General features: G+C 52.2%; 25 protein-coding genes. 7 read left to right on the top strand and 18 right to left on the bottom strand.

Features of this window, described 5'->3' with window-relative positions; genetic code table 11:
- Positions 1-27: 27 nt before the first annotated feature.
- The 11 genes from KCG43_RS06965 to KCG43_RS07015 all read right to left on the bottom strand — a co-directional run bounded on the left by KCG43_RS06965 (position 28) and on the right by KCG43_RS07015 (position 7,933).
- Positions 28-558, bottom strand: coding sequence for a phage tail protein (locus KCG43_RS06965; RefSeq protein WP_192014879.1), 531 nt, complete (start codon positions 556-558; stop codon positions 28-30).
- Positions 559-568: 10 nt separating this feature from the next.
- A complete protein-coding gene (locus KCG43_RS06970; RefSeq protein WP_192014878.1) occupies positions 569-1,090 on the bottom strand; it encodes a phage tail protein in 522 nt (173 codons plus the stop codon).
- A 10-nt stretch (positions 1,091-1,100) separates the two neighbouring features.
- Positions 1,101-1,640 (bottom strand): phage tail protein, encoded by a 540-nt coding sequence (locus tag KCG43_RS06975; RefSeq protein WP_192014877.1) that lies wholly within the window; start codon positions 1,638-1,640, stop codon positions 1,101-1,103.
- Between the two features lie 15 nt (positions 1,641-1,655).
- Entirely contained in the window at positions 1,656-1,952 is a 297-nt protein-coding gene (locus tag KCG43_RS06980; protein WP_218384083.1) for a hypothetical protein, read from the bottom strand.
- Between the two features lie 311 nt (positions 1,953-2,263).
- On the bottom strand, positions 2,264-2,884 hold the full coding sequence (locus tag KCG43_RS06985; protein WP_218384085.1) for a DUF2238 domain-containing protein: 621 nt from the start codon (positions 2,882-2,884) through the stop codon (positions 2,264-2,266).
- A 55-nt stretch (positions 2,885-2,939) separates the two neighbouring features.
- On the bottom strand, positions 2,940-3,557 hold the full coding sequence (locus KCG43_RS06990; RefSeq protein WP_192014874.1) for an NUDIX hydrolase: 618 nt from the start codon (positions 3,555-3,557) through the stop codon (positions 2,940-2,942).
- A gap of 81 nt (positions 3,558-3,638) precedes the next feature.
- Positions 3,639-4,757, bottom strand: coding sequence for a DUF3541 domain-containing protein (locus tag KCG43_RS06995; RefSeq protein WP_218384087.1), 1,119 nt, complete (start codon positions 4,755-4,757; stop codon positions 3,639-3,641).
- Positions 4,758-4,874: 117 nt separating this feature from the next.
- Positions 4,875-5,486, bottom strand: a complete 612-nt coding sequence (locus KCG43_RS07000) for an alpha-ketoglutarate-dependent dioxygenase AlkB (protein ID WP_218384089.1) — start codon at positions 5,484-5,486, stop codon at positions 4,875-4,877.
- A gap of 8 nt (positions 5,487-5,494) precedes the next feature.
- Positions 5,495-6,616, bottom strand: coding sequence for an endonuclease/exonuclease/phosphatase family protein (locus KCG43_RS07005; RefSeq protein WP_237794310.1), 1,122 nt, complete (start codon positions 6,614-6,616; stop codon positions 5,495-5,497).
- A gap of 79 nt (positions 6,617-6,695) precedes the next feature.
- On the bottom strand, positions 6,696-7,190 hold the full coding sequence (locus KCG43_RS07010; RefSeq protein WP_192014871.1) for a hypothetical protein: 495 nt from the start codon (positions 7,188-7,190) through the stop codon (positions 6,696-6,698).
- 233 nt (positions 7,191-7,423) lie between these two features.
- The gene (locus KCG43_RS07015) at positions 7,424-7,933 is read right to left on the bottom strand and encodes an O-acetyl-ADP-ribose deacetylase (RefSeq protein WP_218384091.1); all 510 of its coding nucleotides are present in this window, start codon (positions 7,931-7,933) and stop codon (positions 7,424-7,426) included.
- A gap of 120 nt (positions 7,934-8,053) precedes the next feature.
- On the opposite strand from KCG43_RS07015, the gene mobB reads away from it, so the two are divergent.
- On the top strand, positions 8,054-8,581 hold the full coding sequence (gene mobB, locus KCG43_RS07020; RefSeq protein ID WP_218384093.1) for a molybdopterin-guanine dinucleotide biosynthesis protein B: 528 nt from the start codon (positions 8,054-8,056) through the stop codon (positions 8,579-8,581).
- 55 nt (positions 8,582-8,636) lie between these two features.
- Here mobB and KCG43_RS07025 read toward each other — a convergent pair whose 3' ends face one another.
- A complete protein-coding gene (locus tag KCG43_RS07025; RefSeq protein WP_370630670.1) occupies positions 8,637-9,101 on the bottom strand; it encodes an RNA-binding S4 domain-containing protein in 465 nt (154 codons plus the stop codon).
- A gap of 213 nt (positions 9,102-9,314) precedes the next feature.
- On the opposite strand from KCG43_RS07025, the gene KCG43_RS07030 reads away from it, so the two are divergent.
- The 3 genes from KCG43_RS07030 to KCG43_RS07040 all read left to right on the top strand — a co-directional run bounded on the left by KCG43_RS07030 (position 9,315) and on the right by KCG43_RS07040 (position 11,938).
- On the top strand, positions 9,315-10,175 hold the full coding sequence (locus tag KCG43_RS07030) for a hypothetical protein (protein ID WP_192014867.1): 861 nt from the start codon (positions 9,315-9,317) through the stop codon (positions 10,173-10,175).
- Between the two features lie 106 nt (positions 10,176-10,281).
- Positions 10,282-10,740, top strand: a complete 459-nt coding sequence (locus tag KCG43_RS07035) for a methylglyoxal synthase (RefSeq protein ID WP_218384094.1) — start codon at positions 10,282-10,284, stop codon at positions 10,738-10,740.
- Positions 10,741-10,957: 217 nt separating this feature from the next.
- On the top strand, positions 10,958-11,938 hold the full coding sequence (locus KCG43_RS07040; protein WP_218384095.1) for a zinc-binding dehydrogenase: 981 nt from the start codon (positions 10,958-10,960) through the stop codon (positions 11,936-11,938).
- Positions 11,939-11,958: 20 nt separating this feature from the next.
- On the opposite strand, the gene helD is transcribed toward KCG43_RS07040, so the two are convergent.
- On the bottom strand, positions 11,959-14,043 hold the full coding sequence (helD, locus tag KCG43_RS07045) for a DNA helicase IV (RefSeq protein ID WP_218384096.1): 2,085 nt from the start codon (positions 14,041-14,043) through the stop codon (positions 11,959-11,961).
- 157 nt (positions 14,044-14,200) lie between these two features.
- Between helD and yccS the strand changes: the two genes are divergently transcribed.
- Entirely contained in the window at positions 14,201-16,396 is a 2,196-nt protein-coding gene (gene yccS / locus KCG43_RS07050; protein ID WP_218384097.1) for a YccS family putative transporter, read from the top strand.
- A 124-nt stretch (positions 16,397-16,520) separates the two neighbouring features.
- Positions 16,521-17,159, top strand: coding sequence for a LysE family translocator (locus KCG43_RS07055; protein WP_218384098.1), 639 nt, complete (start codon positions 16,521-16,523; stop codon positions 17,157-17,159).
- A 92-nt stretch (positions 17,160-17,251) separates the two neighbouring features.
- Here the strand turns inward: KCG43_RS07055 and treC are convergent, their stop codons facing one another.
- The 3 genes from treC to treR all read right to left on the bottom strand — a co-directional run bounded on the left by treC (position 17,252) and on the right by treR (position 21,602).
- Entirely contained in the window at positions 17,252-18,934 is a 1,683-nt protein-coding gene (treC, locus tag KCG43_RS07060) for an alpha,alpha-phosphotrehalase (protein WP_218384099.1), read from the bottom strand.
- Positions 18,935-18,994: 60 nt separating this feature from the next.
- Positions 18,995-20,425: a PTS trehalose transporter subunit IIBC gene (gene treB / locus KCG43_RS07065; RefSeq protein WP_218384101.1), complete on the bottom strand. Its 1,431-nt coding sequence runs from the start codon at positions 20,423-20,425 to the stop codon at positions 18,995-18,997.
- A 214-nt stretch (positions 20,426-20,639) separates the two neighbouring features.
- Positions 20,640-21,602, bottom strand: a complete 963-nt coding sequence (treR, locus tag KCG43_RS07070; RefSeq protein WP_218384103.1) for a trehalose operon repressor TreR — start codon at positions 21,600-21,602, stop codon at positions 20,640-20,642.
- 304 nt (positions 21,603-21,906) lie between these two features.
- Between treR and KCG43_RS07075 the strand changes: the two genes are divergently transcribed.
- The gene (locus tag KCG43_RS07075; RefSeq protein ID WP_218384105.1) at positions 21,907-23,073 is read left to right on the top strand and encodes a Card1-like endonuclease domain-containing protein; all 1,167 of its coding nucleotides are present in this window, start codon (positions 21,907-21,909) and stop codon (positions 23,071-23,073) included.
- A 64-nt stretch (positions 23,074-23,137) separates the two neighbouring features.
- Here the strand turns inward: KCG43_RS07075 and udp are convergent, their stop codons facing one another.
- Together udp and KCG43_RS07085 are read right to left on the bottom strand one after the other, a co-directional pair.
- Positions 23,138-23,905 carry a uridine phosphorylase gene (udp, locus tag KCG43_RS07080; protein ID WP_218384107.1) on the bottom strand — a complete coding sequence of 256 codons (768 nt, stop codon included), beginning with the start codon at positions 23,903-23,905 and terminating at the stop codon, positions 23,138-23,140.
- A gap of 383 nt (positions 23,906-24,288) precedes the next feature.
- Positions 24,289-26,766, bottom strand: a complete 2,478-nt coding sequence (locus KCG43_RS07085) for a zinc/cadmium/mercury/lead-transporting ATPase (RefSeq protein ID WP_218384109.1) — start codon at positions 26,764-26,766, stop codon at positions 24,289-24,291.
- Between the last annotated feature and the right edge of the window lie 51 nt (positions 26,767-26,817).

Below are 26,817 nucleotides of genomic sequence, written 5' to 3' on the forward strand. Positions count from 1 at the left end.
ACCGACAACCCAACAGTGCCTGATACATTACGACCTTGACGGAAAAATACCGTCCATACAAATACAAAAGTTCACGCCCAGATAAGGCTGCATATTCTCATGGGATTGCGATCCGCCAGAAACTGCCATTGCCTGAGCACTTAACAGATTATCCGGGTCGCCTGTGTAATACCGAGCCTCGGCAACACCGCTTGCATTCAGAATCCCCACCCCTGCGTTCTGACCACTTTCAGCATCCGCACTGTTATTCACCGCTTGCATCGCATGGTTGTGTAACGGAATTTCCGTGACGTCCAGTGTAATCATATCTTCGCCAGACCTTTCTGCCAGGACTCTGGGCGTCAGTCCTGGCCCATTGCCCGTCCCCATAGGTGCGCGGGCACGCAGGTCAGGTAATTGAAATGTACTCGGGCTGGAGCGACCAAAGCTATATTCAATCACAGCAAACAGCACTTGGTTTTGCTGAATGTTGAGTGTTTGTCCGTTACAAAATGCCCAAAATCGTGGTGCAAACGTATAAGGCATCATCATAATTTCGCCGTAAAAAGCTTCACTCATCTGATTTTCCTCAGCTTCTTTGCGGGTAAATACCTGCGGTGCAAATAATAAAGTTCAATGCCAGTGAGGGCGCGACATTCAAATGACGCTCTCCACCTCCGGTGGTATTCACTGCATCTTGCTGTAACGCAACCCAATCAGTTGCAACAGGGGAAGCAACGAACTGACTGGCCTTACCCACCACCAGGTTTGATGCAGGCTCAGAAGACGTCGCCGGGGTATCGGCAGCCATCAGTGAATGCCGGTGTTCAGGCAATTGATTCAGCGTCAGGGTAACGTATTCCTGCCCCATTCTTTGACCGAGATTGCGGGGTGTCAGTCCATTACCGCCCCCTCGCCCCACCGGTACACGGCCTCTCAGATCCGGTAAACTAAATGTTGTTCTGCCGTCACCGCCATACAGGGTCCCAAGCAGTGAATACAAAGCTTCATTGGATGAAACCGGTAATAAAGAGCCCGCACAGTAAGCCCAACGTTGCGGTGCATAACTCCCTGCGAAAAGGGTAATTTCAGATAAATAACGTTCAGACATTCCTGATCTCCTAATCTCTTTCCGGGAAGATACCGGTCAGGGCTATACAAAAATTGATAACAGCTGAAGGCTGCATATTTTCATGCCCGGCCCCATGACCTGCTGCGCCCACCGCTTCAGGATTCATCGCTTCAAGATTCTGCGGCACAGCGTAAACCGGTGTATCTCCGGCGGCGGCAGCAAGGACTGTCGCTTTTTGCTGCCTGAGCAAATAAGGACGAAATGAATCGCCAGATTGGGATGAAACTGCGATGCCATGGGTGTGTGCTGGCATTTCGGCTTCCGTCAACGCGACTTGCTCCAAGCCACCCGTTTTCGCCTGCGTGATGGGCCGTTGAGAAGGGAAAGCAACACCTGGCTGAACCGGCATTCTGCCGCGAAAATCTGGCAACTTGAAATCCGTCTGACCATTACCGCCAAACTGATTTCCAACTAATGCAAACAAAGCCCCGTTCTGGCTGACCGGCAGCACCTGCCCGTCACAAAAGGCATAACCTCTCGGTGCAAAGTTTGCACCGAACATTTGAATATTACCGATATAAGGTTCCATGCTGACCTCTGATGGTTATGAGTGAGTAACCTTGCGGGAAAAAATCACTTCCAGCTCTTTGGCAGAATTAGGTGAAACAAACAAAGGAGCTTCACCTAAGCTTTCGTGACCGAAAAGATAAGTGCCTTGTTCAACTGCGCCATTCAGACCACTGCAATCGAGGTACAATGCAAAAGACTCCCATGTGTTACTGTGCGTGCCAGTTCGTTTTACCCCGGTAATTTCCACTTCGCAGGATGCCCCTTTATCAAGAGTCATCGACATTTTATCGCCAACTAATTTTTCCAACTTTTCAAATGTAAACTGCTCCATACCTGCTTCCTTAAATAGGGGTAATTCCCTTTATCCATCTATTTCCCACTCGTAAGGTTTATAGCATTGGGCTGACACGAACAAATAACAGACTGAAAACTTGATGATTGATCATAAAAATAATTTAAATTTATTTTCACGACATTGCGAAAGCAAAACAAACACACAACAATAATGATATATTTGTTATTAGTGTATTTTTAGCTACGCCCGAGACAGCTAGATCACTTTACAGGGATAGCCGTTGTTACGGGCATATTCTTCAAATTCGCTGACTTTATAAGGGTCAATAATGTAGCGTAAAAAACAAGTCACCATGATTCATTCCTTTGTTGTGGTTCAATCGTTTGATGCAGAGAAACCAGCTGGCTGTTATGCCAGCGAGACAGCATGAGCGTCGCGCACAGCGCTCCGACTAATGCGAATGCCATATCAGACTGGGTATCCCAGACATAACCCTGTGTACCCAAAAAAGCCTCTGCGTTTTCACCTGTCGCCAGCGCCACCCACCATTCAATCAATTCATAGAATGCGCTGAATGCCAGGCAAATCGATACGGCGATCACGCCAACCCAAATACGACCATTGACGATGTGCTTCCGGATTAAAATTTCCCGAGCCAGAATAGCCGGAACAAATCCCTGAAAAAAATGGCCGACTTTATCGTAGTTATTTCTTTGCGCCCCGAACAGATTGTCGAATAAAGGGACTTCTGCATAGGTGTAATGGCCCCCCACCATTAACACAATACAATGCAGTAAAATCAGTCCATACAGTAGCGGGGTGAGCCTGAAAGTATTGTAAGTAAGCGCAATCAGCACAAGGCCAATCAGCGCAGGCAACACTTCAAGAAACCAGGTAAAAGTATCTTTCGGCTCAATGCCAGACCAGAGAAGAACCGCCGTAAAAACAGATAGCCAGATATATTTCAAATGCTTGTCCTTTTATACATCTTATTCGTTACGTTGCCTTTCCCGCCCGAGCTCATTAATCAACTTGTACGGGCAAGTTCGGGTTTTCAAAATGCTCGAACATCATGACGATATCTTCGGTAAGTACCCGGCTTTGTGACAAAGGTGGAATAGTGTCTCGAGCAAAAAAATCAATCGCTGAAATTTCGATATTCTCTTTTGGCTCACCGGACACAAAGTGGCAGAGAAAGAAGAGTTTATAAATGTGGTAGGGATAGTCGGGCTGGTAGGGGTGAACCGCTCGGTCTTTTATCGCAATCAGTTTGGGCTGACTGACGACCAAACCGGACTCTTCCAACACTTCGCGGACAATACCCTCAGAAGGGGTTTCACAGACATCGGCCCACCCTCCGGGCAATGTCCAGCCGCCATCCTCACGTTCTTTGACCAGCAGAATTTTATTATCGCGAATCACTCCGGCTCGCAGATCAACTTTCGGTGTGGGATAACCCTCTTCGGGTATAAACAGATGCTGCACTTTACTGAGTGGCTGACCACTGAGCTGCGCAAACATTTGATACGAAATGTCGGTAATCTGATCAAAACGTTCAAGATCGTATGGATCGTGACTATAAGCTTTACCGGCTTGTGCAATAGCCTGAAGTTGCCTGGCCCATGTTAATCCGTCTTTCATCGTAGTGCAGTTCTCATTCAGGGAATCATATTCACTCACCCTATATAAACCAATACACATAATCAATCAGGTTTCATTGGCCTAATGCTGTGGCACCAAACCATAAGGTAAGCTCTCAAACATGGCCGGTTGGTTGATGACTGTCGGGGCGGCATGTACGCCACGCCAGTCCAGTAACATGATAGCCAGCGTGTTGCGATGCTCACCGTCATACAGCTCGCTTTCACCTTTTACCGACGGCACCATACCCGTTTGCCGGTCGATCGATGTCTGGATGAACTGGCGCGTTTTTTCTACCACAGGGTCATCCGATAAGCCGGCCAGCAGGAAGCTGATACCGACTTCGGCCACCACATCTTCCTTGGTATGCAGCAGAATGTCGTCGATATGGCGGCGAAAGTGATCATAAATCCACTGAAAATCGCTTTCCTTGAGCTGATACTGATAATACGAGGATGCCGCAAAGATAATATGGGTCATGCCGTATATCTTATTCATGTACTGCTGCTCGCTGAGCTGCTTATCCTGGCTGTCAGGATAAGTTGCCCGGAAAGCGGCAATAAAAGGCTCAACCACATCCTGCTCGCCGAGCTGACGCAACCAGTAAACCTGATTGGCAAGCTGTGCTGCCCAGGCGCGAATCATTTCAGGGTCAGTGGCATAACGGGCAAAGTCATAGCGGCGGATGATGTCGCGCAATTTGTGATCTTCCCTGTGTTTAAGTCCGTACTCATTGGCGCGCGCCATAGAGCCAAGCAAATCGACGCCCAAAAAGTAATACTCAGGGTAATCACGGGTGGCCAGATAACGTAAATCGCTGCGGGCATCATCTTTGCGCTGATATCTGGCTTCACGGGCAGCCGAATAGGCTTTTATCTGTGCCGGTGTGTAAATCTCTGTCGTCACGGCATTGAGCCGGCTGGCCACACGTGCCAAATCTGACCACACGGCCGCCCGGTATTTGGGATCCATCGTCTGGCGATACATCCTCAGGCCATAATGGCCCATTTTAAATGCCGGTAATGTAAACAGCTGGGTTTCAAAGGTTTGCCGAATCAACGCGGCATCATCCGCATAGGATGGCAATACCTGTTGCTGTACAGTCGGTTCCGCAGGTCTGGGCGAAATTTGCATCGCCGCCCAGCCAGGCAGTGAAAGAAGAGTAATCAGAAGATAAACAACAAAACGACGAATGTTCATAGCAACCCCGCAACCATTTAACAACACAATCATAGCAAAGGCGTCGCTGTACACGTCAGCCTGTTGTCATTTAAGCCAGTGGAATATCAGCATTTTTAATTCTGCGGTGCTAAGCAGTTACGTATTAATCCACCGATAAGTCAGATTAATACGTTCATTAAGAGACTGAGATGTCTTTGGCACGCAGTGCACCCAGTGCGACTGGGTCTGCCCTGCCATGATGAGCAGAGAGCCGTGACTGAGCTGAAAATCAATTTTCTGCCCGGTGTGGCGATGTTTCAGCAAAAAACGCCGGGTATCGCCCAATGTCACCGATGCAATCACCGGCTCCGGGCCGAGTTCGGGCTCGTTATCCTGATGCCAGCCCATACTGTCCTGCCCGTTACGGTACAGGTTGGCCAGCACCGAATTAAAACGCGTATTAGCCACTTGCTCGCAGGCGGACTTGATCTGCTGTAAGGCTGACGTCCACGGGTCCGGCTGCATGGTCAGCCCTGAGTAGGTATAGGATGCCTCACCGCACCATGCCTGCAAACGCGGTTGCATAACCCGACGGCCATACAGTGTGATGGCTTCCTGCTGCCAGTCGAGCGACTGGCGCAGATCACTGAAATAACGGTCTGAGTCGGAAACGGTAAAGAAAGCCGGCGCCCAGAACAGCAAACCGTCATCAATAGCGAGCCACTCGCCCGGCCCGCTCGCTTCACCGAATAAGTCGAAATTGTGCATAACTTTGACTAGTCCTTCACCGCTGGCAAACGTATATCGACCCATACTAGCCGGTGATCAGAGCTGATATCGGCCCGCTCTTTGCCGTCTTCGCCAGTAACCAGTCTGCGCAGTGGATCTTTTTTATCCGGCCAGAACACGCCGCTGTTGAGGACATCAAAATCAGCAGAGGGCAGCACGTAATCCAGTCGCAGTCCGCTCAGGTGTGTCCATTCCGAACTTCTGCCCCGGCGCAATTTCCAGGGCCGGAAAAAACGCCCGCCAAGGCTTTTCGGGGTCAGTTTACCTTCACTGACAGCCCGGTGAACCCGAGGGTGATACAGCAGGTGCCGCAGTGCCAGTACCATACCTTCGCCGTCATGCAAATCGGCATTGAGATCCCCCAGCAACACAAAAGGCGCGTTTTTAGCCAGACCGCCCGAATTGCCCTGATCATCCATCAGATACGCTTCGTCATTGATGATATCCGTCAAAAGGCGCAGCTCATCATGGTTACGGCGGGCATTACGCCGTTCAGGTCCGTCAAACACAGGCGGTGTCGGGTGGGCGCAAAGCAGCTGAAATCGCTGATGACCGACCTGTACCGGCAGTAAAAGATGATTTTTCGAAGAGACCCTGAGCTGTGCCATCGCTTCCGGGCTGTAATAGCCTTCAGGCATATGGTTATCCGGCATCTGCTGCCACAACAGGGTCTGCCAGCTGCGGATATCCTCTTCAATCAGCGGATAACGCGACAGCACCACGAAGCTGAAATGACCATGATGAAACCCATAGCCCTGGCCATCCTGCGGCAGGGTTCGTTCGCCGTCCCCGTCCAGATCTGCCTCGCACAGCAAGCCGGTATTCGTGGGGGGACAATAACGGTAAGGATAATCAATCGCGACCTGGCCATGTTGCGGCTCGGCCAGATAATAGCGGCAAAAGTCAGTCAGGCCGCCGTCATCGCCTCCCTCGCCGGGGTGATCAAATTCGCACAGTAGCAGGACATCAGGCTGCACATGCTGAATCATGGCTGCCAGCCGGGCAATTCTGGCGTGGCCCGGCTCCGACAGCTTCTGCCGTATCCGGCCGGGAACAGGATCGGACAAGGCGATATTAAATACCGCAACTCTTAAGGTAGGTGTTGGCACAACGCACTCCCAACAGACTGAAATTCAATAGCCTGTATTGATTGTACGCTGTGTTGTTCAGTTGCTCCAGCGCCTGTCGTCAGCCTGGAATATTCACCAGACTGCTGATGGCCTGATAAATCTGCCTGGCGTCATGCATGGCTCTGTGCCTTGCCGGGCCGAGCTCTTCCAGCGCACGCTGAAACCGGGCTCTTTCTATGCCGTTCTCCTGCTGCAGCCAATGGCCGATTTCTGTCAATGTAAAGGATGGCCGCATATGGGCAGCATGATAAAGCCGCCCCAGCCAGAACAAGTCCCACTGGCTGTCACAAAACACATAATCCAGCTGCCCCAGCACGCTGTTCAAATGCTGGCAGACTTCCAGCACCTGCATACCATGCTGTTCCAGTTCAGAGCGGGGGATCCGGTGAATACGTTGCTCGGCGTAGCTGTCCCAAAACTGCCAGACATCGCCGGCGGTCAGCGGATTGATCAGGATACTTTGCCCACTGCCGTCAGGAAGTACATAACCCACTTCTATGGGGTAGGATTGATCCGATAAACCTGACGCTTCAAAATCTAATGTTGCCCACATTGCACTCTCCCTGATGCTTATGTCGTCCACGGCTCAGCCCTTCTGGTTCCTTCCTTACCGGCAAATCCAGACTGCCGGTAAGCTGAGCCGGACATCTCTCAGTGCGCACAGCATACCTGCAGACAACTCTCATACCCTGAGAGCACAGCGACACTGGCTACCTTCTCATTAACTGTAGACCCGGGATAAGACTTTACCCGCTATTTCATCTGCTTGACGCAGGATTGATACACTTAGTCAGACCGCAGCAAGCTGTGGTAAATGTCGGCATCTTCCTGGCTGAAACAGACAAAGTACACTTTGTCCGGCGTGCTTTGTCCTTCCAGAGACTGGCGGACTGTCTGCACGGCAATACCGGCCGCCTGCTGTGTCGGGAAACCGTATATCCCGGTACTGATGCAGGGAAAAGCCATCGTTCTGGCGCCCACTTCATCCGCCAGCGCCAGGCAGTGCCGGTAACAACTGGCCAGTAATTCGGCCTCATTACGCGCACCGTCCTGCCACACCGGCCCCACAGTGTGAATCACCCAGCGGGCCGGCAGTCGGTATCCGGGAGTGATTTTTGCTTCCCCTGTCGGGCAGCCCTGCAAGCGCCGGCACTCTTCCAGCAACTGCGGGCCCGCCGCTTTGTGAATGGCACCATCCACACCGCCGCCGCCCAATAAGCTGTTGCTCGCGGCGTTGACTATCGCATCCACATTCAAGGTTGTTATGTCACCCTGCCATACTAATAAATCTGCCATCTCGCTCTCCGGTTTGATCTGACACAGCAAAACGCCAGGGTCCCGGCCAAGGTACTGTGTCGGCACTGACTATCATGTTATTTTAGTGCCAATCTTCCATTAACAGACCAAAGACTGACTATGGCACCCGTTATCGGTTTCGCTGGTTTCAGCGGCTCAGGAAAAACCACATTAATTGAGCAGGTTATCCCGTATTTAAAACAACACGGATTGCGTGTTGGTCTGCTGAAACACAGTCATCATAATGTTGAGCCGGATACCCCGGGAAAAGACAGCTATCGTCTGCGCCATGCCGGCAGCGATCAGCTCTTGCTGGCAACGCCGCATCGGCACATTCTGTTTTTTGAATACCCGGACGATGAAGATCGTGAGCCGGCGCTGGAAGATTGTCTGGAGCAGCTGGATCACAGTCGGCTGGACATAGTGCTGGTAGAAGGGTTTCGCGACCAGCCAATCACCAAAATTGAGATTCACAGGCCGGATTACGGCAAACCTTTGCTGTATCGCAAAGATACCAGCATAGTGGCGATAGCCACCAGCGAACCGGGCGACACTCACCCGATTCCTGTGCTGGATTTAAACCAGCCTGCCAGTGTGGCGGCGTTTATTTTGACGTGGCTTGAAAGCGCCGAACCGGCGCGGGACTAACAGCAACTATCGGTTTTGACCACAAAGAGATAACAGTCACTGCAGTCGGCATTATTCAGAACATCAGGCGTTTGCGGCCGGTCTGTTGATCGGCATCTTTGCCAATCGTTGCAGACTTACCTGTATTGGCCTTCTTCTTAGCGGCTTTGCTCGCCGACTGATTTTTAGCTGACGGCTTTTTACCCGACTTAGCCGGGCTATGGCTCGCCTGCTGTTCTTTTTTCGGTTTCGCGGCTGTAGGTTTGGCAACAGGCTCACTGACCGCTTCTGTCACTGGCTGATCACAGAGCACAACATAAAACTCACTGTTAAACTCTATGACGTCGCCGTCATAAATCTTACAGCGTTTACGCAGTTCAATTTCACCATTCACGGCGACATAGCCTTCAGAGATCGCCATTTTGGCCTCGCCACCACCTCCGACGGCATTGGCAATTTTCAGCACTTTATATAACTCGATGGGTTGAACAGAAACTTCTATCCCAAGTGCTTCAACTTCTATTTCCTGATCCTGACTCACGGTGCTCGACCTGTTATTACTGAGAATGCTGTGAGTATACCACTTTGCCTTCCCTCTCTGCGCATCATTCCTGCTTTCAATTGAGCCAGCTCTCTGAAGACACCTGCAAGTGTACCGACCACAAGGTTTTGGCCCGTTACATAGAGATAGTGAACTCAATCGGTTATGCTTGTTACAACTTTCACGTACATTCCCATTAACAAGGAAAACATTATGCTGAAACTGCTGTATGCCGCTGTCTTCTGCCTGCTCTTCGCCATACCCGCCGTGGCGCAGGGCACAGAAGAAGCGCCCCCCTACTCGGAGCAGCCAGTGTTAGATAAGCCTCTAATGGAAAGGTATATTCTTGATGAAATGAAATCGCTTCGCCAGGATCAGCAAGATCTGGAACGTCGCTTAACCCTCTCTTTTACCGATCGCGAACTGGCCGTGGCCGACAAGTCGCTCAATTATGCCAATGTGACAGTCACCTATTTTTTCTATCTGATCGCCGGTGCTGCCTCGCTCATCGCGCTGGTGGGCTGGCAATCGCTGAAAGAAATCAAGGTCAATACCAAGAAAATGGCCGAACAGCAGTTAAAAGAAATCACGGATCAGTACGAGAAGAAATTCCAGATGCTGGAGCGGGATTTAAAACGTAAAACCCGGATCATCGCGCAGAACAACAAAGAGATCGAGATTATCAATGAAGTGCATAATCTCTGGCTCAGAGCACAAAGCTCGCAAACCGCCGAGCAGCAAATGGAAGTGTACGATGAGATCCTCAAACTGCGACCGGGCGATCTGGAAGCGCTGACTCACAAAGCGGATGCGGCGATGGAGATCCGTGAGTTCCACTGGGCACTGAGTATCTGTAACCGGGTGCTGGAAGTGGATAATACCAATGCCAATGCCCTATACCAACGAGCCTGTGCGTACGCTTGCCTGGGGGCAGAAGATCAGGCCGTGTCTGATCTTGAACGGGCCATTCAGGGCAGTGCTTTCTTACGTGAACTGGCGAAAGAAGAGAATGATTTTGAAACACTGCACGGTCACGAGCGATTTGAACAACTGATCACTCACCATAACGAGTAACTTTCTCTGCGTATTATTCTTACATGGGATATTCACTGGACAAGCGAATAACAGCAAGCTTAGTATCTGGTTATACGGAGATTATGCCGACTTAACGGAGTAACACATGCACGCCACTACCCGACAGATGCAAGCCCAGAAACACATTGCCCTGGTGGCTCACGATAACTGTAAAAGCCACTTACAGCGCTGGGTCAATGAGCATAAAAGTAAACTGGAAAATCATACCCTGTATGCCACAGGTACTACCGGGCATCTGCTTTCCAAACAAACCGGCCTGCCGATCAATTGTTTACTGAGCGGCCCTATGGGGGGCGATCAGCAGTTGGGTGCGTTGATTTGCGAAGGCAAAATCGACATGATGATTTTCTTCTGGGATCCGCTGAATGCCGTGCCCCATGACCCGGACGTAAAAGCCCTGCTCCGGATAGCCGCGGTCTGGAATATCCCGGTTGCCACCAACCGTGCCAGTGCCAATTTCATGATAGCGTCCACTATGATGGAAGAAGCGGTATCGATAGAAATTCCGGACTATGACGCTTACCTGGCCGAGCGCCTGTCTTAAGAAGCCCTGTATCAGCTCTCGAACTGTCGTAAAAACAACACTCAAGCAACTGTCACACCCCGCTTCAACCTATCGTCCCCGCACAGACGGGGACCTCCTGCCAGACTGCGACTCAGATTTCCACATTCTTTCCCGCTTTTCCCGCCAGCAAAGCCATGCGTTTAGGTATATGCTTTAAATCAATACCAAAAACAATCTGTTACCCTCATGGTGGCTTATGAAAGCATGGACTCTGACTGAACCCAACGGACTGGACAGCCTGCAGCTGACACGTACCACCCGCCCCAAACCCGGAGCGGAAGAAATCTGTATCAAAGTGGCCGCGATGGGCCTTAACCCGATTGATTACAAGCTGGCCGACTGGGGATACGCCACCTGGCATTACCCGCAAATTGTAGGTATGGACATAGCAGGCACCATTGAATCTGTCGGGGTGAAAGTGCGGCAGTTTAAGCCGGGAGACAGAGTGTTTACCTTTCTCGACCCGCGTCATTGCGGAGGCTTTGCTGAGTATGTCTGCTGCAAAACGGGCGCCGTCAGCCGGCTGCCTGAAAGAGTCAGTGTTGAACAGGCGGCGGCTTTACCTTCTGCCGGTTACAGTGCCTGGCTGGCTGTGTACGATAAACTCAGGCTGAAGCCGGGGCAGCGAGTTGCGATTACAGGCGCTGGCGGGGGTGTAGGCGGTTTTGCAGCCCAGTTAGCCAAACTGGCCGGGGCCACTGTGTATGCCATTGCTGCTGAAAGGCATCACGCCAGATTACTCAGCTATGGCGTCGATGCCGTCATTGATTCGGATAATGACAATGTCGCCATGAAAATCATTGAATTCACCGAAGATAAGCTGCTGCATGCTGTCATTGACTGCGTTTCTGCCCGTTCAGGCAGCATCATGAGTGCGCTGATCCGCTTCAACGGCCAGATAGTGATGGTGGCTGATCAATTCAATCAGGTCCCCTTACTGGCGACGACAAAAGCACTCAGCATGCATGAAGTGGCGCTGCATGGCACCTATGCTCACGGTGCACCCGAGGATATCCATCATCTGTCTGATATGGGGAACAGTATGAGCAACCTGATTGCCGAAGGAAAACTGGATCCCATGATAGATAAGCTGTTCTCTTTTGAGCAATTGAAGGAAGGGCTGGTGCTGCTGCACAGGCAGCAGCACAGCGGTAAACTGGTGGTGGTACTGGATTAAAATACGAGTGAAGAGCCGTATCAACTTTTCATTTTTTTAATCTTATTATTGACCTGATACCTGTCTTCAATCAGTTCATTCACAAATGGTGAGAGGGTTTCCGGGTTGGCGCAGATCCAGACATGCTCTTTCGCCCTTGTCATCGCGACATAAAACAAACGGCGTTCTTCTGCATCGGCAATACCTTCATTACCACCTGACTGCAGACAAGCCAGCAGCCCCCTGTCCCGATCCTGAGCCGGAAACACACCGCGGTTCACATTGAGCACAAACACGAAATCGGCTTCGCGTCCTTTACTGGCATGGCAGGTCATGAACTGCAGGTTAAGCTGAGGCCACCGGCTCTGCCAGTCGGCCAGCTTTTCAGGTCGCTGATCATGATTGCGTCCCAGCAGTAACACGCTGGCTTCTTTTTTCACTTTAGAAGCAAGCTGCACCAGCTCCTGTTCCAGCAGATCCTGCGCCAGTAATGTCACCGCTTTTCGCTTCTGCTTTTTCACACTGGTCAGCGACTTTTTCAACTGCTGCGGATTTTGCTGAATAAACATATTAGCCACTTCACCAATCATGTTGTTGAAACGATAGGTGGTGTCGAGTTCCATGACATGACTGGCGCCAAAACGCTGCTCAAACCCAGTGGTCAGATTGACATCGGCACCGGCAAAGCGGTATATCGCCTGCCAGTCATCCCCAACGGTATACAAACTTGGCGCTAAGTTATCTGTCACCGGTGTCTGGCAGATGGCATCGATCAGTGCCAGCCGGTGAGGCGAAATATCCTGATACTCATCCACCATGACAAAACGCCACTGCGGAATGAATTTGCCTTGTCTGACATACTCAGTGGCCGTCTGAATCATGGTGTTAAAATCAATCTGGCGATTGGCTTTCAGGTACTGGCTGTACACTTTGTAACACGGCCACAGCAAGGCCAGCTCGCTTTTCATCTGAGCTTTATCACCCGTGCCCATGGCACTGTCGACCAAGGCTGACAATACGGCTTTGTTACCGCCCTGCTGGCCCATCAGTTCAATATGACGCCACACCCAGTTCAGCAAAGGTTCACTGCGTGCCTGCTCTTCAATGGAATTGTCGCCACGAAAACCCGGTATACGCCACTGGGTCAGGTGTTTCTGCCAGCGCTTGGCCGCCGTGTCGTTTTGCCACTGATCTTTAAGCAGGGCAGACAGCCACTCATTGCGGGCATGCTCATCCTGCACTAACGGCGACACACCCGGTAATTCACCTTCAACTGCCTGAATAATCTGGCAGCCCAGGCTGTGGAAAGTCGCAACCCGGATCTCCCTGCCGACTTTGTCTTTCAGGCGCTCGCTCATTTCATCCGCCGCTTTGCGGCCAAAGGCTAACATCAGAATATCGTCCGGCTGGGCTTGCTGGCTCGCCAGCAGATAACCGGCCCGGGCCACCAGCACACTGGTTTTGCCTGATCCGGCCCCGGCCAGTATCAGGTTATGGTCCTGATTCAGCAGTACGGCCTGCCGCTGAGAGTCATTAAGCGGTGACGATTCAATCCGGTCGAACCAAGACGACCACTTCTCGGTTTCTTCCTGCATCCAGGCGGCATTGGTGTCTGTCACCCATTGCGCATTATCGTCGAGCCAGGGGGATATCTGCTCAAAAGCCATGGGACGAAAAGAAGCGGCCAGCTCATCCGTCAAACCGGCCTCTGACAGCGCGTTATGCAGGGAAGATTGCAGATTCAGGTGAGCCGAGCGGCGTTTATAGCCAGGCTGGGTAATAAAGGCGTCGATGCGTGACAGCATCTGCGGCAGATGGGCATCGAGCTTTTCCACCCGCCCTTTCGCCCATTGGCGGTAAGTGTCCACCAGATGGCTGGCGAAAGCTTTACACTCCGCCCAGGGCAAGCCATGCACAGTCCAGCTTGCCGTCTGATCTGCCGAGGTCAGTTCCATCGCGCCCCACAACACCCCGCGGTGTAGCGTCACTGAACCGTCCCAGTCATCAAATGACAGGACTTCACTGTTTTGCAGGCTTTCCAGAACAACCTGTTCTTCATCCAGCTCAATACTGCAATAATCGCCCTGCACTAACCATTGTGCGAGCCAATTGGCCGTTAATCGCATTGTGTTACCTGACACCTTGATTCACTCAGCGAGAAGATTATCAAGAACTGCGCACAGACCATAGCGGTAAGCGCTTTATTTACGTAAAATTTGAGACAAAAATGCCCGCTGCTTCAATGAACAACCCTGTTTATGATCAGCTCCGACCGGATACCCGATGACAAAATTTTCTCTGCAGACCACTTTCCGACGTTACTGGGCAAAAGACCGCCTTCACCTCAGTGCCCGCGTCGCATTAGCTTTGATAGGCGCTGTCGTACCCTGCTGGTATCTGAATGCAACCACGGCTGTCACACCACTGGTGCTGGGGATCATCGCAGCCGCACTGGCGGAAACCGATGACAACCTGACAGGCAGGCTGAAAGCCCTGACAATGACCTTGCTGTGTTTCCTGATAGCCTCGCTATCGGTTGAGCTACTGTTCGATTACCCGGCGCTTTTTGCCATCGGGCTGTTCTCATCCAGCTTTGGCTTCATAATGCTGGGCGCAATGGGCACCCGGTATGCCAGCATCGCCTTTGCTTCTCTGCTGCTGGCTATCTACACCATGCTGGGTGCCGAGAGCAGCCAGAATTTATGGTTTCAGCCCGCCTTGTTGCTGAGCGGTGCCATTGGCTATGGCTTGCTATCGCTATTGTGGCAGATGCTTTGGCCGAATCAGGCAGTACAACACAGCCTGGCCAGTGTCTTTACTGCCCTGGCCGATTATCTGGATGATAAAAGCCGCTGGTTCCGCCCGGTCGACAGCCTTGATCCGCAGCAACTGCGTATTCAGGCTGCAGCCAGCAATGCCAGAGTGGTGTCGGCACTCAATCAGGCCAAACAGACGCTGCTGAACCGGGTTAAACGGGTACAACACAACCAGCGAGGCCATCGCTTTCTCAGCCTGTATTTCCATGCGCAGGATATTCACGAACGTATCAGCTCCTCTCACCAGCGCTATCAGGATCTGGCAGCGACATTTCGCCGCAGTGACATATTGTTTCGTTTTCAGGATCTGATGCAGCAGCAGGCAACGGCATGCCGTAATATCAGCAGCAGCCTGGCAATGGGCAATTACTACCGGCACAGCCTGAATAACAGTCTGGCGCTGGACGAGCTGAAAGAGTCCCTCAGCTTTCTTAAATCACAGAATAATCCCGAATGGCGCGCCTTCCTGACACAACTGGACTATCTGTTCAACAACCTTGCGACTATTGAACGTCAGCTCGCCAACCTGAATAATCCTGACGTGGCTGAAGCGCAGGAAGATACTGAACTGGCCGATTCAGAAGCCCATACTGTCTCCGGTTTATGGCTACGGGTGAAAAGCCAGCTGCATACCGACAGCCAGCTGTTTCGCCATGCGGTACGTATCGCCACGGCTTTGACGATAGGCTACGGCGTGATTCATGTGCTGGACTTACAGCACGGATACTGGATTCTGCTCACCACACTGTTTGTCTGTCAGCCTAATTTCAGCGCCACACGCCAGAAACTGACGCAGAGGATCATCGGCACGCTTGGTGGCCTGCTCGTCGGTCTGCCGCTGCTGTACCTGTTTCCCGGTCAGGAAGGCCAACTGGTCTTGATGGTACTGGCGGGGGTGGCCTTTTTCGTGCTCCGTAACCACAAATACACCCTGGCGACAGGGTTTATCACGCTGCTGGTGCTGTTTTGTTTTAATCAGCTAGGGGCCGGTTTTGCAGTGGTGCTGCCCCGTTTGGGTGATACCTTACTGGGCTGTCTGCTGGCCGTACTGGCTGTGGTCTTTATTCTGCCGGACTGGCAGTCGCGCCGTTTACATAAAATCATGGCGGCCGCGGTCACCACCAACCGCGATTATCTGGCACAGATCATCGGGCAATACAGGATCGGCAAAAAGGACAGCCTGAGCTACCGTGTTGCCCGCCGCGAAGCCCACAATACCGACGCTCAGCTCAGTACCGCTATCAGCAATATGCTGGCAGAGCCGGGCCGTTACCGGCTGGCTATTGAAGAGTGCTTTCGTTTTCTTACCTTAAATCATGCGATGCTGAACTACATCTCGACCTTAGGTGCCCACCGCACGCAGATCGATGAGCACAAAACGCACAAGTTAATTGCGCAGGCTCACAGTCAGATCCATATTCAGCTCGATACGCTGGCCCAGCAACTGGCCGACAAACAATGTGCGCCGCCGCCGGAATCAGACAGCAGCCTAGAGCAAGCACTGACAACCTGGCGAGAAGGGGATGATCAGTCAGTACGCCTGATCCTGCAGCAGTTGTTTCTTATTCAGCGCATGATGCCGGAGCTGTATTCACTGGCCAATAAACTGGCCGCCAGAACGCAGCAGGCCAGCGACATTGTGGTAGCACATAAAACCAGATAATCAGTCCTTTTTACTGATAAAAAATCAGTCAATCACACCATCTCAGGCGTATATTTTCTTCATTTACGTCTGAGATAGTATAGAATCCCGTCCTTCTTACTTTCCTGATTCACATTCACAGACAATGATTGATTTCACTACACTGCCCTTATACCTCACCGCGGTGATTGCCCTGTTGCTGGTACCCGGTCCGGATATGCTGCTTATCGCCAGCTCCAGCCTGAGTTATGGCAAACGCGTCGGCCTGTTTGCCAGCCTGGGCAATGCCACGTCCGGACTGGTACTGACCGTACTGGCTGCGATGGGGGTCTCTGCGCTCATCGCCATGAATCCCCTGGCACTGGAGGCACTGCGTTTTCTGGGCGGTGCGTACCTGTTAAAGATGGGCTGGGACTGTCTGCGCAGCACTCCGGCTGACTCTCCCGCCGTTGGCAGGCAAAATGGACTGGCCCGGGCGCTGTATCGCCGCGCTGTCGTCAGCAATCTGCTTAACCCGAAGGCCTTGATTTTCTTTGTGCTGTTTCTGCCTCAGTTTGTCTCCGGCCAGATTGAAGCCAGCTCAGGTGAGCAGATGCTGGCGCTGGGTTTACTGCTGAACATTATGGGGCTGACGTTTAATCTGCTGCTGGTCGTGCTGGCGGGCACCCTTGGACGGCCATTACTGAATAACCCGGCCTTCCGGGCTAACCAGAATAAGTTCATGGGTTGCATCTTCATCGTACTGGCCATCTGGCTGCTGCTTTCTCAGTTGCCGCAGATGTAACAAGCACCACCGCCAGAGGCGCTGGTTTAGCAATACAATGAAAAATGGCCTCCTGTTCCCAGTGAGGCCATTCCTTTATGGTGACTGCGGATTCAGGTAAATAACCAGATCCGGCTTTCAAAAGGCCGCAGCCTTCCGGTCAGGCTGATCTCACCGGCTTGCTCATCGTTATAGTTCGCCAGCAAGGTTTCCCCCCGGCTGACAGGCAGATCAGACAAACAGCTCAAATCAAACGCTACTCTGTCTGCACTGTAGTTATTCAGGCAGATCAGTACCTGACCATCGCACTGCCTGCGATACACATGCAGAGCCTGATCGTCCGGTAATAAATCCGTGTAATCGCCGTCTGCTATCACAGCGATTTTCTTACGCAATGCAATCAGCTGCCGGTAATAGTGGAACACGGAATCCGGATCGGCCACCGCCTGCTCCGCATTGATAGCCGGGAAGTTCGCAGCAACGTCAATCCAGGGGGTCCCTTGGGTAAAGCCGGCATGAGGACGGCTGTCCCACTGCATCGGGGTGCGGGAATTGTCCCGCGAGCGCTCGGCCAGAATCGCCAGCGTATCCCGCTCGCTGATCCCCTGCGCCTGAGTCAGAATCCGGTACATATTGATGCTTTCCACATCACGATACTGAGCGATATCCGAGAACCCAGGGTTGGTCATGCCCAGCTCTTCGCCCTGATATACATAAGGGGTACCCTGCATCATATGCAGTGACGTGGCGAGCATTTTGGCTGACAGTTCACGGTATACACCATCATCCCCGAACCGGCTCACCACCCGAGGCTGGTCATGGTTACACCAGAATAACGCGCCCCAGCCCTTATCATGCAAGCCCTGCTGCCAGTGGCGGAACAGCTGTTTCAGTGCCAGAAAATCCATCGGCGCCAGTTTCCACTTTTCGCCATTCGGATAGTCGACTTTCAGGTGGTGGAAGTTAAACACCATAGACAGCTCTGTGCCGTCCTTGGCTGAATACAGCTGGCAATGTTCCAGTGTGGTCGAGGACATTTCCCCCACAGTGACCGAACCATACTGCTGAAACACATCCGCACTGATCTCCTGAAGGTATTGGTGCACTTTCGGCCCGTCGGTATAAAAACGCCGGCCGTCGCCTGAGTCGTCGTTCGGGAAGTCCTGCTGTTTGGAAATCAGATTGATGACATCCAGACGGAAACCGTCCACCCCTTTCCCGGCCCAGAAACGGATAACCTGTTTCACTTCCTCACGCACTTGCGGGTTTTCCCAGTTCAGGTCGGCCTGCTCTTTGGCAAACAGGTGCAGGTAATACTGCTGTGTCGGTTCGTGCCACTGCCAGGCATTGCCGCCAAATTTTGACTGCCAGTTATTCGGTTCGCCGCCATCCACGGCATCGTGCCAGATATAGTAATCACGATACGGGCTGTGCTTATCCGCCAGTGCCTGCTGAAACCAGATATGCTCAGTCGAGGTATGGTTCACCACTATGTCCATAATGATGCGGATTCCCCGCTGGCGGGCGGCATCCAGCAGACGGTCGAAATCTTCCATGGTGCCGAAATCCGGATTGATACTGTAGTAGTCGGAAATATCGTAACCGTTATCAATCATGGGCGAGGCGTAGACAGGGGTCAGCCAGATTGCATCCACTCCCAGCGTCTGAAGGTAATCCAGACGTTGCGTAATGCCTTTAATATCGCCCGTGCCTTTGTTGCCGCTGTCGGCAAAGCTCTTGGGGTAAATTTGATAAACCGTCGCTGTTCGCCACCAGGGCTGAGCTGTCTTAGTCATGTTGCTTAACCTGTACAGAAAAAACGGCAGCCGGAACACTGCCGTTGAAAGTGATTGCCGTTACGCGGCTTGTGGTTGCTGATCGAGCTTGCCTTTCGCAGCGGCACGCTTGTACATCACAATGGTCAGCACCAGCGGCACCACAATTGCCACCAGCATCGCCAGCAGATAGATCAGCCAGTGCTGGGGCTGAATAGACAGAATACCCGGCAAACCACCGACCCCAATGCCGTTGGCCATCACACCGGCGGCACCGCAAATTGCTGCAGCCAGTGCTGAACCTGTCATGGCACTCAGCATAGGGAATTTATATTTGAGGTTAATCCCGTACATGGCCGGCTCTGTCACCCCCAGGTAAGCTGAAATCGCGGCAGGTACGGAAATCTCACGCTCATTTTCTTTCTTGCTGATGATGATAATGCCGACCACGGCAGATGCCTGAGCAATATTAGACAGCGCAATCAAAGGCCAGATAGGCGTTCCGCCCATGTCCTGCATCAGCTGCAAATCCACGGCGTTGGTAGTGTGGTGAATACCGGTAATTACCAGCGGGGCGTACAGGAAGCCAAATAACACGGCCCCGAGAATCGCAAAATCCCCTGTCATGGCCGCTTTCGCGACATACGCCACACCATCGCCCAGCATGCGTCCGAACGGACCTATCAGGGCATGAGCCAGGACAACCGCCGTTACCAGCGAAATGAAAGGAACGATAACCAGGTACAAATAATCCGGGATAATGCGTCTGAGATTGGTTTCAATAAAGGCTAACGCAATACCGGCCAGCATGGCGGGGATCACCTGAGCCTGATAGCCCACTTTCTCAATCACAAACCAGCCGAAATCCCACACTTCCGGCACTTGCTTACCGATCAGATAAGCATTCATCAATTGTGGCGAGACCAGGGTTATCCCCAGTACTATGCCCAAAATAGGTGTGCCGCCCAGTTTTTTCACGGTTGACCAGCACACACCTACAGGCAGGAAGAAGAAAATTGCTTCACCAATCAGCCATAAAAAGGCATGCACCTGCGCCCAGAACGGGCTGATCTGGGTGAGAGTTTGGCCATCAAACATCGCAATATCGCCGATGACATTTCTGAAACCGAGGATCAGACCGCCGGTGATAATGGCAGGTAACAGGGGAACAAAGATTTCGGCCAGGTGAGAGATACCGCGCTCAAGCAAGCTCATATTCTGGCGGGCGGCGACTTTTGCCTCATCTTTACTGACCGCTTTGTCACCTAACATTGCATTGAGCTGCTTATACACCTGGTCAACTTCGGTGCCAATCACCACCTGAAATTGCCCGGCGTTGGTAAAACAACCTTTCACCATAGCAATGGCTTCCAGATCGGGCACACTCGCCGCTTTCGGGTCTTTCAATACAAAACGCAACCGGGTCAGGCAGTGGCTGACACTGACGATGTTTGCCTCGCCGCCTATTCTGGCGACCAGCTGCTCTATCTGCTGCTTATCTATTTTACTCATGCCAATATCCGTCTAAGTCGTAAGGTACACAGGGTATTGTTATTGTTTTTACATTTTTGGGAATGTTCCCAACCAACAACCCCAATGATGAACCCGATAGAAAACATTGCAAATGGGAATGTTCCCATTTTGTGTTTCAGCTCACGAAGCGTGTCATTTTATTCAGAATAGACGGTAAACGGAGGAGTATGTGCCTGAACGCTCAGGCACACAATCAGAATGGCAGACAGGAACGCTGCACCAGATGGGTGACATCCGCACTCTGGCGAAGGTGCTGTAACAGCAGATTGGCGGCGCGCTGACCCGCGTCAAAATATCCGGGATCGACACTGAAGGTGTTGGGAAACATAAACTGCAGCAAATCTGTCGCCCCGACACCAGACACCAGAACGTCGGTCCGGTTTAGCTCCTGCAGTCTTTTTGCCACCCCCATCGCCAGGGTATCACTGGCACAGACAATAGCCTGGGTCTGCGTGGAAAGCACAGCGTCTGTTAATGTGTAAGCACTGTCATAACTGAGCTCGCCGGTTTGATAACAAGGCTCAATGTGCTGTTGCGCACAGGCTTCCAGATAAGCGTCCAGACGCAATTGCCCTGTTGTCCGGTCAGCAGGATCAACCCCCATATAGCTGATATGTTTGAGGCCCTTGCCGGTGAACTGAGCCATCGCCAGGGAAATCATGCCCTTGTTGTCGTAACTGACAGATGAGACAGAATCGGTATCAACAGCAATCACAACGGCACGTTGTGTAAAGCTGTCTAAAATAGCGCAATCAAACCCGGAGAAACCAAATACGATGACCCCGTCGACATTACGCTTTTCCAGCACCGCGATGTGCTCGCGGGTTTTATCGGTACAGAACTGGCTTTCCATGATAACGGCGTCATAATCAGCCGCGTAGATGACTTCCAGAATACCGCGCACCGCTTTATTTTCTGACGGCGAATCCAGCCGCGAAACAAGAATACCAATGACCCTGCTGTTACCACCACGCATTGATTGGGCTGACTTAGACGGCACATAGCCGGATTCCCGGATCACCTGCTCCACTTTTTCTCGTGTCGCCGGTTTCACTCGCGGATCGTGTGTCAGCACTCTGGAGACGGTTGATTTACCCACCCCGGCCAGTTTAGCGATATCAAGAATAGTCAGTTTTTGTGCCTGTTTTGGTGTCATAGCGCCCTCAGTTCAATACGTCCCCGGGGAAGGGCTTCAGGTTCACAGCCTGCATAAATGCTGTATTGTCACAGTCTTAGAGACAAATGCAATGCCTTTATACCGCAACATCCCCTCACACAAAAAATGCACCAAATTGACAATCCCCCAACAAAAACGGCGGAGATATCCGATACTTTCTTTAAGTGCTTGAAATAAGTTTTCCATGCACCCATATAAAATAAATACTTACTCACTTTCTGGTGTCGGCCGTTTCTGGCTTTCTGTTCTTTGCCGGTATCAGCCGAAGTACAAAAGGATAATTATGATTACTCATGTTGGCATTATCGATCAGGACCCGGTCAGGCTGATCACTTCCCTTTTAGACCACGGTGTCCCAGCCGGAAAGATGATTTTTATCGGTACAGAAGCGCAGCAAGAAACCTATGGCCGCCTGAGTTCGATACTGATACCCCGCGATATTGAGACTGAATTTTTCACCATTCCCGACTCCATCAATATTACAACCCTTCGCCAGCGACTGAATGAACTGGCAACCCGTTTGAAAGAGTCAAACAGTGAAGTTTGGTTCAATGCCAGTTGCGGCCTTCGCCACCGCCTGCTGTCTGCCTATGAGGTGTTCAGGAGCTACCAATGGCCGATTTATGTCATTGAGCCCTACAGTGATGAGATGTGCTGGCTGTATCCCGCCGGCCGGGAGCAACAGCAGGTTGAAGACCGCATCCAGCTCACCGATTACCTGACTATCTTCGGCGCGCGTGCCGAGTTGCCCGAAACAAGTGTACCGGAAGCCCTCAATCAGCAGCTCTGGGATCTGGGGCAACGCTGGGCAAGCTCAGCGCTGGAACTTGGCCCCGGGCTGGCCACTCTGAATTATCTGGCGACAACGTGCCGCAAAGAACAGAAACTGGATGTCGAGTTGAGTGACAAACAGCAGGGATACAAAGAACTGGCTCTGCTGATCAACGATCTGCAGGAAACTGGCCTGGCACACTATGACAATGGCATTCTGACGTTCAAACACGAAGAAGCCCGACGCTTTGCCAACGGTGAATGGCTGGAGAACCTGGTTCACAGTACCGTAAGAGCCATTCAAAGCAAGCTGCCTACCATACAGGATCATTCACTGGGCGTTCAGGTGTATCGTCAGATTGGCGATCGGGAAGTACGCAATGAGCTTGATGTGGCGACTGTCGTTAATAACAAGCTGCATATCATTGAGTGTAAAACCAAAGGCATGCGGGATGATGGCGACGATACCCTGTACAAACTGGAATCCCTGCGAGATTTGTTAGGTGGCCTGCAGGCACGTGCCATGCTGGTGAGTTTCCGCCCTCTTCGTCACCATGATCTGATACGGGCTGAAGATTTAGGGCTGGCGATTATCGGCCCTGAACAGCTGGGTGAGCTGGAGCAACACCTGCATACCTGGTTCAAAGCTGCCGGCGGCCAGGCCAACCGACTGCTGTAATCACTTTTGTGCGGTAAAAAAAACCGATGCATCTGGCATCGGTTTTTTTATGTCCGGTAACTGATTACTTGTTCAGCATACGACGAGCTGCGTCAACAACAACACGGATAGCACGTGCTTCTGTTTCTTTCAGCGTCGTGTGATCAGGCGTCTCTTTCTGAGTACGGTTGATAATCACACCCGCCACACAGCCGGCACGCAGACCCGAGCTAGCACACATGGTCAGTAAGGTGGCCGATTCCATTTCAAAATTCAGCACACCCATGTCCTGCCATTCTTTCATCGAACCCTGGAAACGACGGACAACGCGGCCAGAGAACGTGTCGTAGCGCTCCTGTCCCGGATAGAAAGTATCACTGGAAGCCGTCACACCTGTGTGCACTCCTGTGTCTTCCGCATCGCACGCTTCTTTCATCGCAGTCGCCACGTCGAAATCAGCCACTGCCGGGAATTCCATTGGCGCAAAGTGCAGGCTGGCACCGTCCAGGCGCACAGAGCCAGTGGTCACTATCATGTCACCCACGTTGATATGCGGCTGAATTGCACCTGTCGTACCAACACGCAGGAAAGTACGCACACCCAGTTGAGCCAGCTCTTCAACAGCAATTGAGGTGGATGGGCCACCGATACCGGTCGAACATACTACAACGGATTTACCATCCAGCTTTGCACGATACAGCGTGTACTCACGGGCACTGTTCAAAAACTCAGGCTCATCCATCAGGTTGGCAATTTTTTCAACGCGTGCCGGGTCACCGGGAATAATAGCAATTTCAGCGCCCTGAAGATCAGCTTTAGTAACACCCAGATGGAATACCGCGGTCTCAGACATAATTCTATCCTTCATTGTGTGGCCTGCTTTGTGGCGGCCTATTATGGGATCTTATTCAACAACTTGAACTCTCGAATACCCGCTAACCATAGCTCATCACTGCCACCATATTGGTGATTAACATCACATTAAAGACACATGCAAATGCAACGGATTCATTAAAACAGATCAACGATCACACTAATGTGCAACGCGATTCACTTTACCCGTAACCAATGCGCTTGAACCAGATGGAAAGCATCAGCCCTGCTCCTGGTCTTAACGTGAGCAATCAATGTTCTATGTTGCCTTATTAAGGCTCTGCACAAAGAAAAGGCTCAAGCCAGCGCTTAAGCCTTCTGATTGTAGCCCGGTCTCAGCCGGAGCGCTGAACTCGCGGCAAATTACGCATCTGGCTTAAACCGCAGCAATCGCAGCGCATTCACAGTCACCAGGGCTGTGGCACCGCTGTCTGCCAGTACGGCAACCCAAAGCCCTGTCCAGCCCAGCAAGGTGGTAAGCAGAAAGATCAGCTTCAAGCCCAGGGCCAGGCTGATGTTCTGACGAATATTGGCCAGCGTCATTCGCGACAAAGCAATCATGTCAGGTAATTCATTCAGGCGATTATGGGTCAGTGCGGCATCGGCAGTTTCCAGTGCCACGTCCGTGCCGCTTCCCATTGCAATGCCGACACTGGCCATTTTCATCGCCGGCGCATCATTAATGCCGTCGCCCACCATAGCCACTTTATAGTCACGGCTCCACTGAGCGACTTCAGTGACTTTATCTTCGGGCAACAGGCTGGCCCGAAAATCGACACCAACCTCAGAAGCGATTGCCTTGGCAGCCCGCAAGTTATCACCGGTTAACATCACACTGCGAATGCCTAACGTTTTGAGCCTGTCGACCGCCACCAGGGCATCTTCACGCAGATTATCCCGCCAGGCGATCAGTCCGACCGGCACGTTATCGCGTAGCACCACTACCAGGGTTTTTCCTTCATCGCTCAGGTTGTCGATGTCAGCCTGCTGGGATTGGGTTATCCGGCCGGGATCATCAAGACGATCTGTGGCGAGAAGGTGGATGACAGTACCAGCAACCACACCCTGTATCCCGCGGCCAGGCAGCGCTTTGCGGTTTTCAGCATGCGGCACCGCCAAACCCTGCTGGCGGGCTTTTTCGATCACAGCCTGCGCCAGCGGATGCAGCGATCCGGTTTCTATTGCGGCGGCTTCGCTAAGCAGCCTTGTTTCATCGCCTTGCCAGACGAGCACATCCGTTACCCGCGGTTTACCCTGGGTTAAGGTGCCTGTCTTATCAAACGCGACCACCTGCGTCTGGCCCAATTGCTCCAGTGCCGCACCGCCTTTAATCAGGGCTCCGCGACGCGCCGCTGCCGCCAGTCCCGAGGTAATAGCCGCCGGGGTTGAGATCACCAGAGCACATGGGCAGGCAATCAGCAGTAATGTCAGTCCTTTATACAGCCATTCATCCCAGGACAGGCCAAACAACACAGTCGGAACCAACACAATCAGCGTCGCCAGAGCAATCATCGCAGGGGTGTACCAGCGGCTGAAACGATCAATAAAACGTTCTATCGGTGCTTTACTGGCTTCTGCGTTTTCAATCAGGTGCAGTATACGGTCGATGGCATTTTCACCCTGTTCAGACTCGACTTTGACCCGCACCAGATGATCGGCCGACAGTGAGCCGGCAAGAATTCGCTCTCCCGCAAAGCGCTCTACAGGCACTGATTCACCGGTTAAGGCACTTTCATCAAAGCTGGCTGCCTTATCAAGCAATATGGCATCAGCGGGCAGCCGGGCACCCGGTGCCACTTCAATAACATCGCCGGGACGGAGCTGATCAGCCGCCACTTCGCGTACCTGGCCGTTGGTGTCGACACGCATCGCTGTCTCCGGCACCAGCGCCATAAGAGCTTTTACCCCGCTGCGGGCACGGGCAGACGCATAGCCTTCCAGTTGTTCACCAATGAGAAACAGCAATAACACCATCGCCGCTTCGGCCGTTTCGCCCAGATAGAGCGCGCCAACAGCAGCCACGCTCATCAGGGTTTCAATTGAAAACGGCGAGCCGTTTTTAGCCAGTTTGATGGCTTTACCAATAATCGGGGTCAAGCCCACCAGCGTGGTGGCTGAAAAAGCAATCAACCCCAACGTGTCAGACTGAGTGGATATTAAATAAGACACTAAAACCAGGGCGGCTGTCAGCGCGAGCATGCCATAAGTCTGCATGAACCCCGGAGCAGGGACATCTTTACTCTGCTGCGGCCGACGCAATGGGAAGCCCGTTGCTTTGGCGGCGGCCTCCACCTCAGACACCATGCGCGATGACGTTCCGGCGACCACCAACTTCTCTGTGGAAAAGATCACCGATGCCTGCTCGACACCGTCGATAGCAAGAATAGCTTTTTCCAGCTTTGCAGCACAGCTCGGACAATCCATGCCCTGCACTTGCCAGCTAAAACGCGCAACGGCAGTTGGTTCAGTACTTTGCTGAGGGGCTGCACCCTTTGCCGGCGATGCCTGATGAAAGGTGTTTGGATTATCCGACTCATAGGAATGAGTGGCAGCGGAGCCTGACGGCGTCGTATGGGGGGTAATTTGCCGGATACCGGACAGGGCAGCAGCCTTATCGCCATGGGGCTGTGTTGACAATAAAACTCGCCGCCTGGCGGGGTCGCTCTCTTCACTGCCTCCTGAGTCGCACGATCCTTCACAGCAACCTGCTGTCACAGAAGCGGACACACCACCGGCAGCAGAGACAGCCATTGCGCCTTGTTCGACACATACACTGCTGCCGGTACTGGCAGGCTTGATGGTATGGATGTGCGGTTTTTTATTATGGCATTGATGACACATACTGTTATTCCTTATTCAGTCAAAGTAAGCTTCTGGATAAATATAAACCTT

The organism is Photobacterium sp. WH24 (genome assembly GCF_019204055.1).
GTDB lineage: Bacteria > Pseudomonadota > Gammaproteobacteria > Enterobacterales > Vibrionaceae > Photobacterium > Photobacterium arenosum.

What these genes read in the sequence shown, in the direction of transcription:
- treC (WP_218384099.1), bottom strand. Translation starts at nt 18,934, where the DNA reads ATGACTAAGACAGCTCAGCCCTGGTGGCGAACAGCGACGGTTTATCAA.
- KCG43_RS07035 (WP_218384094.1), top strand. Translation starts at nt 10,282, where the DNA reads ATGCACGCCACTACCCGACAGATGCAAGCCCAGAAACACATTGCCCTG.
- KCG43_RS07040 (WP_218384095.1), top strand. Translation starts at nt 10,958, where the DNA reads ATGAAAGCATGGACTCTGACTGAACCCAACGGACTGGACAGCCTGCAG.
- KCG43_RS07015 (WP_218384091.1), bottom strand. Translation starts at nt 7,933, where the DNA reads ATGGCAGATTTATTAGTATGGCAGGGTGACATAACAACCTTGAATGTG.
- yccS (WP_218384097.1), top strand. Translation starts at nt 14,201, where the DNA reads ATGACAAAATTTTCTCTGCAGACCACTTTCCGACGTTACTGGGCAAAA.
- KCG43_RS06970 (WP_192014878.1), bottom strand. Translation starts at nt 1,090, where the DNA reads ATGTCTGAACGTTATTTATCTGAAATTACCCTTTTCGCAGGGAGTTAT.
- udp (WP_218384107.1), bottom strand. Translation starts at nt 23,905, where the DNA reads ATGTCTGAGACCGCGGTATTCCATCTGGGTGTTACTAAAGCTGATCTT.
- KCG43_RS07085 (WP_218384109.1), bottom strand. Translation starts at nt 26,766, where the DNA reads ATGTGTCATCAATGCCATAATAAAAAACCGCACATCCATACCATCAAG.
- KCG43_RS07075 (WP_218384105.1), top strand. Translation starts at nt 21,907, where the DNA reads ATGATTACTCATGTTGGCATTATCGATCAGGACCCGGTCAGGCTGATC.
- KCG43_RS07030 (WP_192014867.1), top strand. Translation starts at nt 9,315, where the DNA reads ATGCTGAAACTGCTGTATGCCGCTGTCTTCTGCCTGCTCTTCGCCATA.
- helD (WP_218384096.1), bottom strand. Translation starts at nt 14,043, where the DNA reads ATGCGATTAACGGCCAATTGGCTCGCACAATGGTTAGTGCAGGGCGAT.
- KCG43_RS06990 (WP_192014874.1), bottom strand. Translation starts at nt 3,557, where the DNA reads ATGAAAGACGGATTAACATGGGCCAGGCAACTTCAGGCTATTGCACAA.
- mobB (WP_218384093.1), top strand. Translation starts at nt 8,054, where the DNA reads ATGGCACCCGTTATCGGTTTCGCTGGTTTCAGCGGCTCAGGAAAAACC.
- KCG43_RS07055 (WP_218384098.1), top strand. Translation starts at nt 16,521, where the DNA reads ATGATTGATTTCACTACACTGCCCTTATACCTCACCGCGGTGATTGCC.
- treR (WP_218384103.1), bottom strand. Translation starts at nt 21,602, where the DNA reads ATGACACCAAAACAGGCACAAAAACTGACTATTCTTGATATCGCTAAA.
- KCG43_RS07010 (WP_192014871.1), bottom strand. Translation starts at nt 7,190, where the DNA reads ATGTGGGCAACATTAGATTTTGAAGCGTCAGGTTTATCGGATCAATCC.
- KCG43_RS06995 (WP_218384087.1), bottom strand. Translation starts at nt 4,757, where the DNA reads ATGAACATTCGTCGTTTTGTTGTTTATCTTCTGATTACTCTTCTTTCA.
- KCG43_RS06980 (WP_218384083.1), bottom strand. Translation starts at nt 1,952, where the DNA reads ATGGAGCAGTTTACATTTGAAAAGTTGGAAAAATTAGTTGGCGATAAA.
- KCG43_RS07000 (WP_218384089.1), bottom strand. Translation starts at nt 5,486, where the DNA reads ATGCACAATTTCGACTTATTCGGTGAAGCGAGCGGGCCGGGCGAGTGG.
- KCG43_RS06965 (WP_192014879.1), bottom strand. Translation starts at nt 558, where the DNA reads ATGAGTGAAGCTTTTTACGGCGAAATTATGATGATGCCTTATACGTTT.
- treB (WP_218384101.1), bottom strand. Translation starts at nt 20,425, where the DNA reads ATGAGTAAAATAGATAAGCAGCAGATAGAGCAGCTGGTCGCCAGAATA.
- KCG43_RS06975 (WP_192014877.1), bottom strand. Translation starts at nt 1,640, where the DNA reads ATGGAACCTTATATCGGTAATATTCAAATGTTCGGTGCAAACTTTGCA.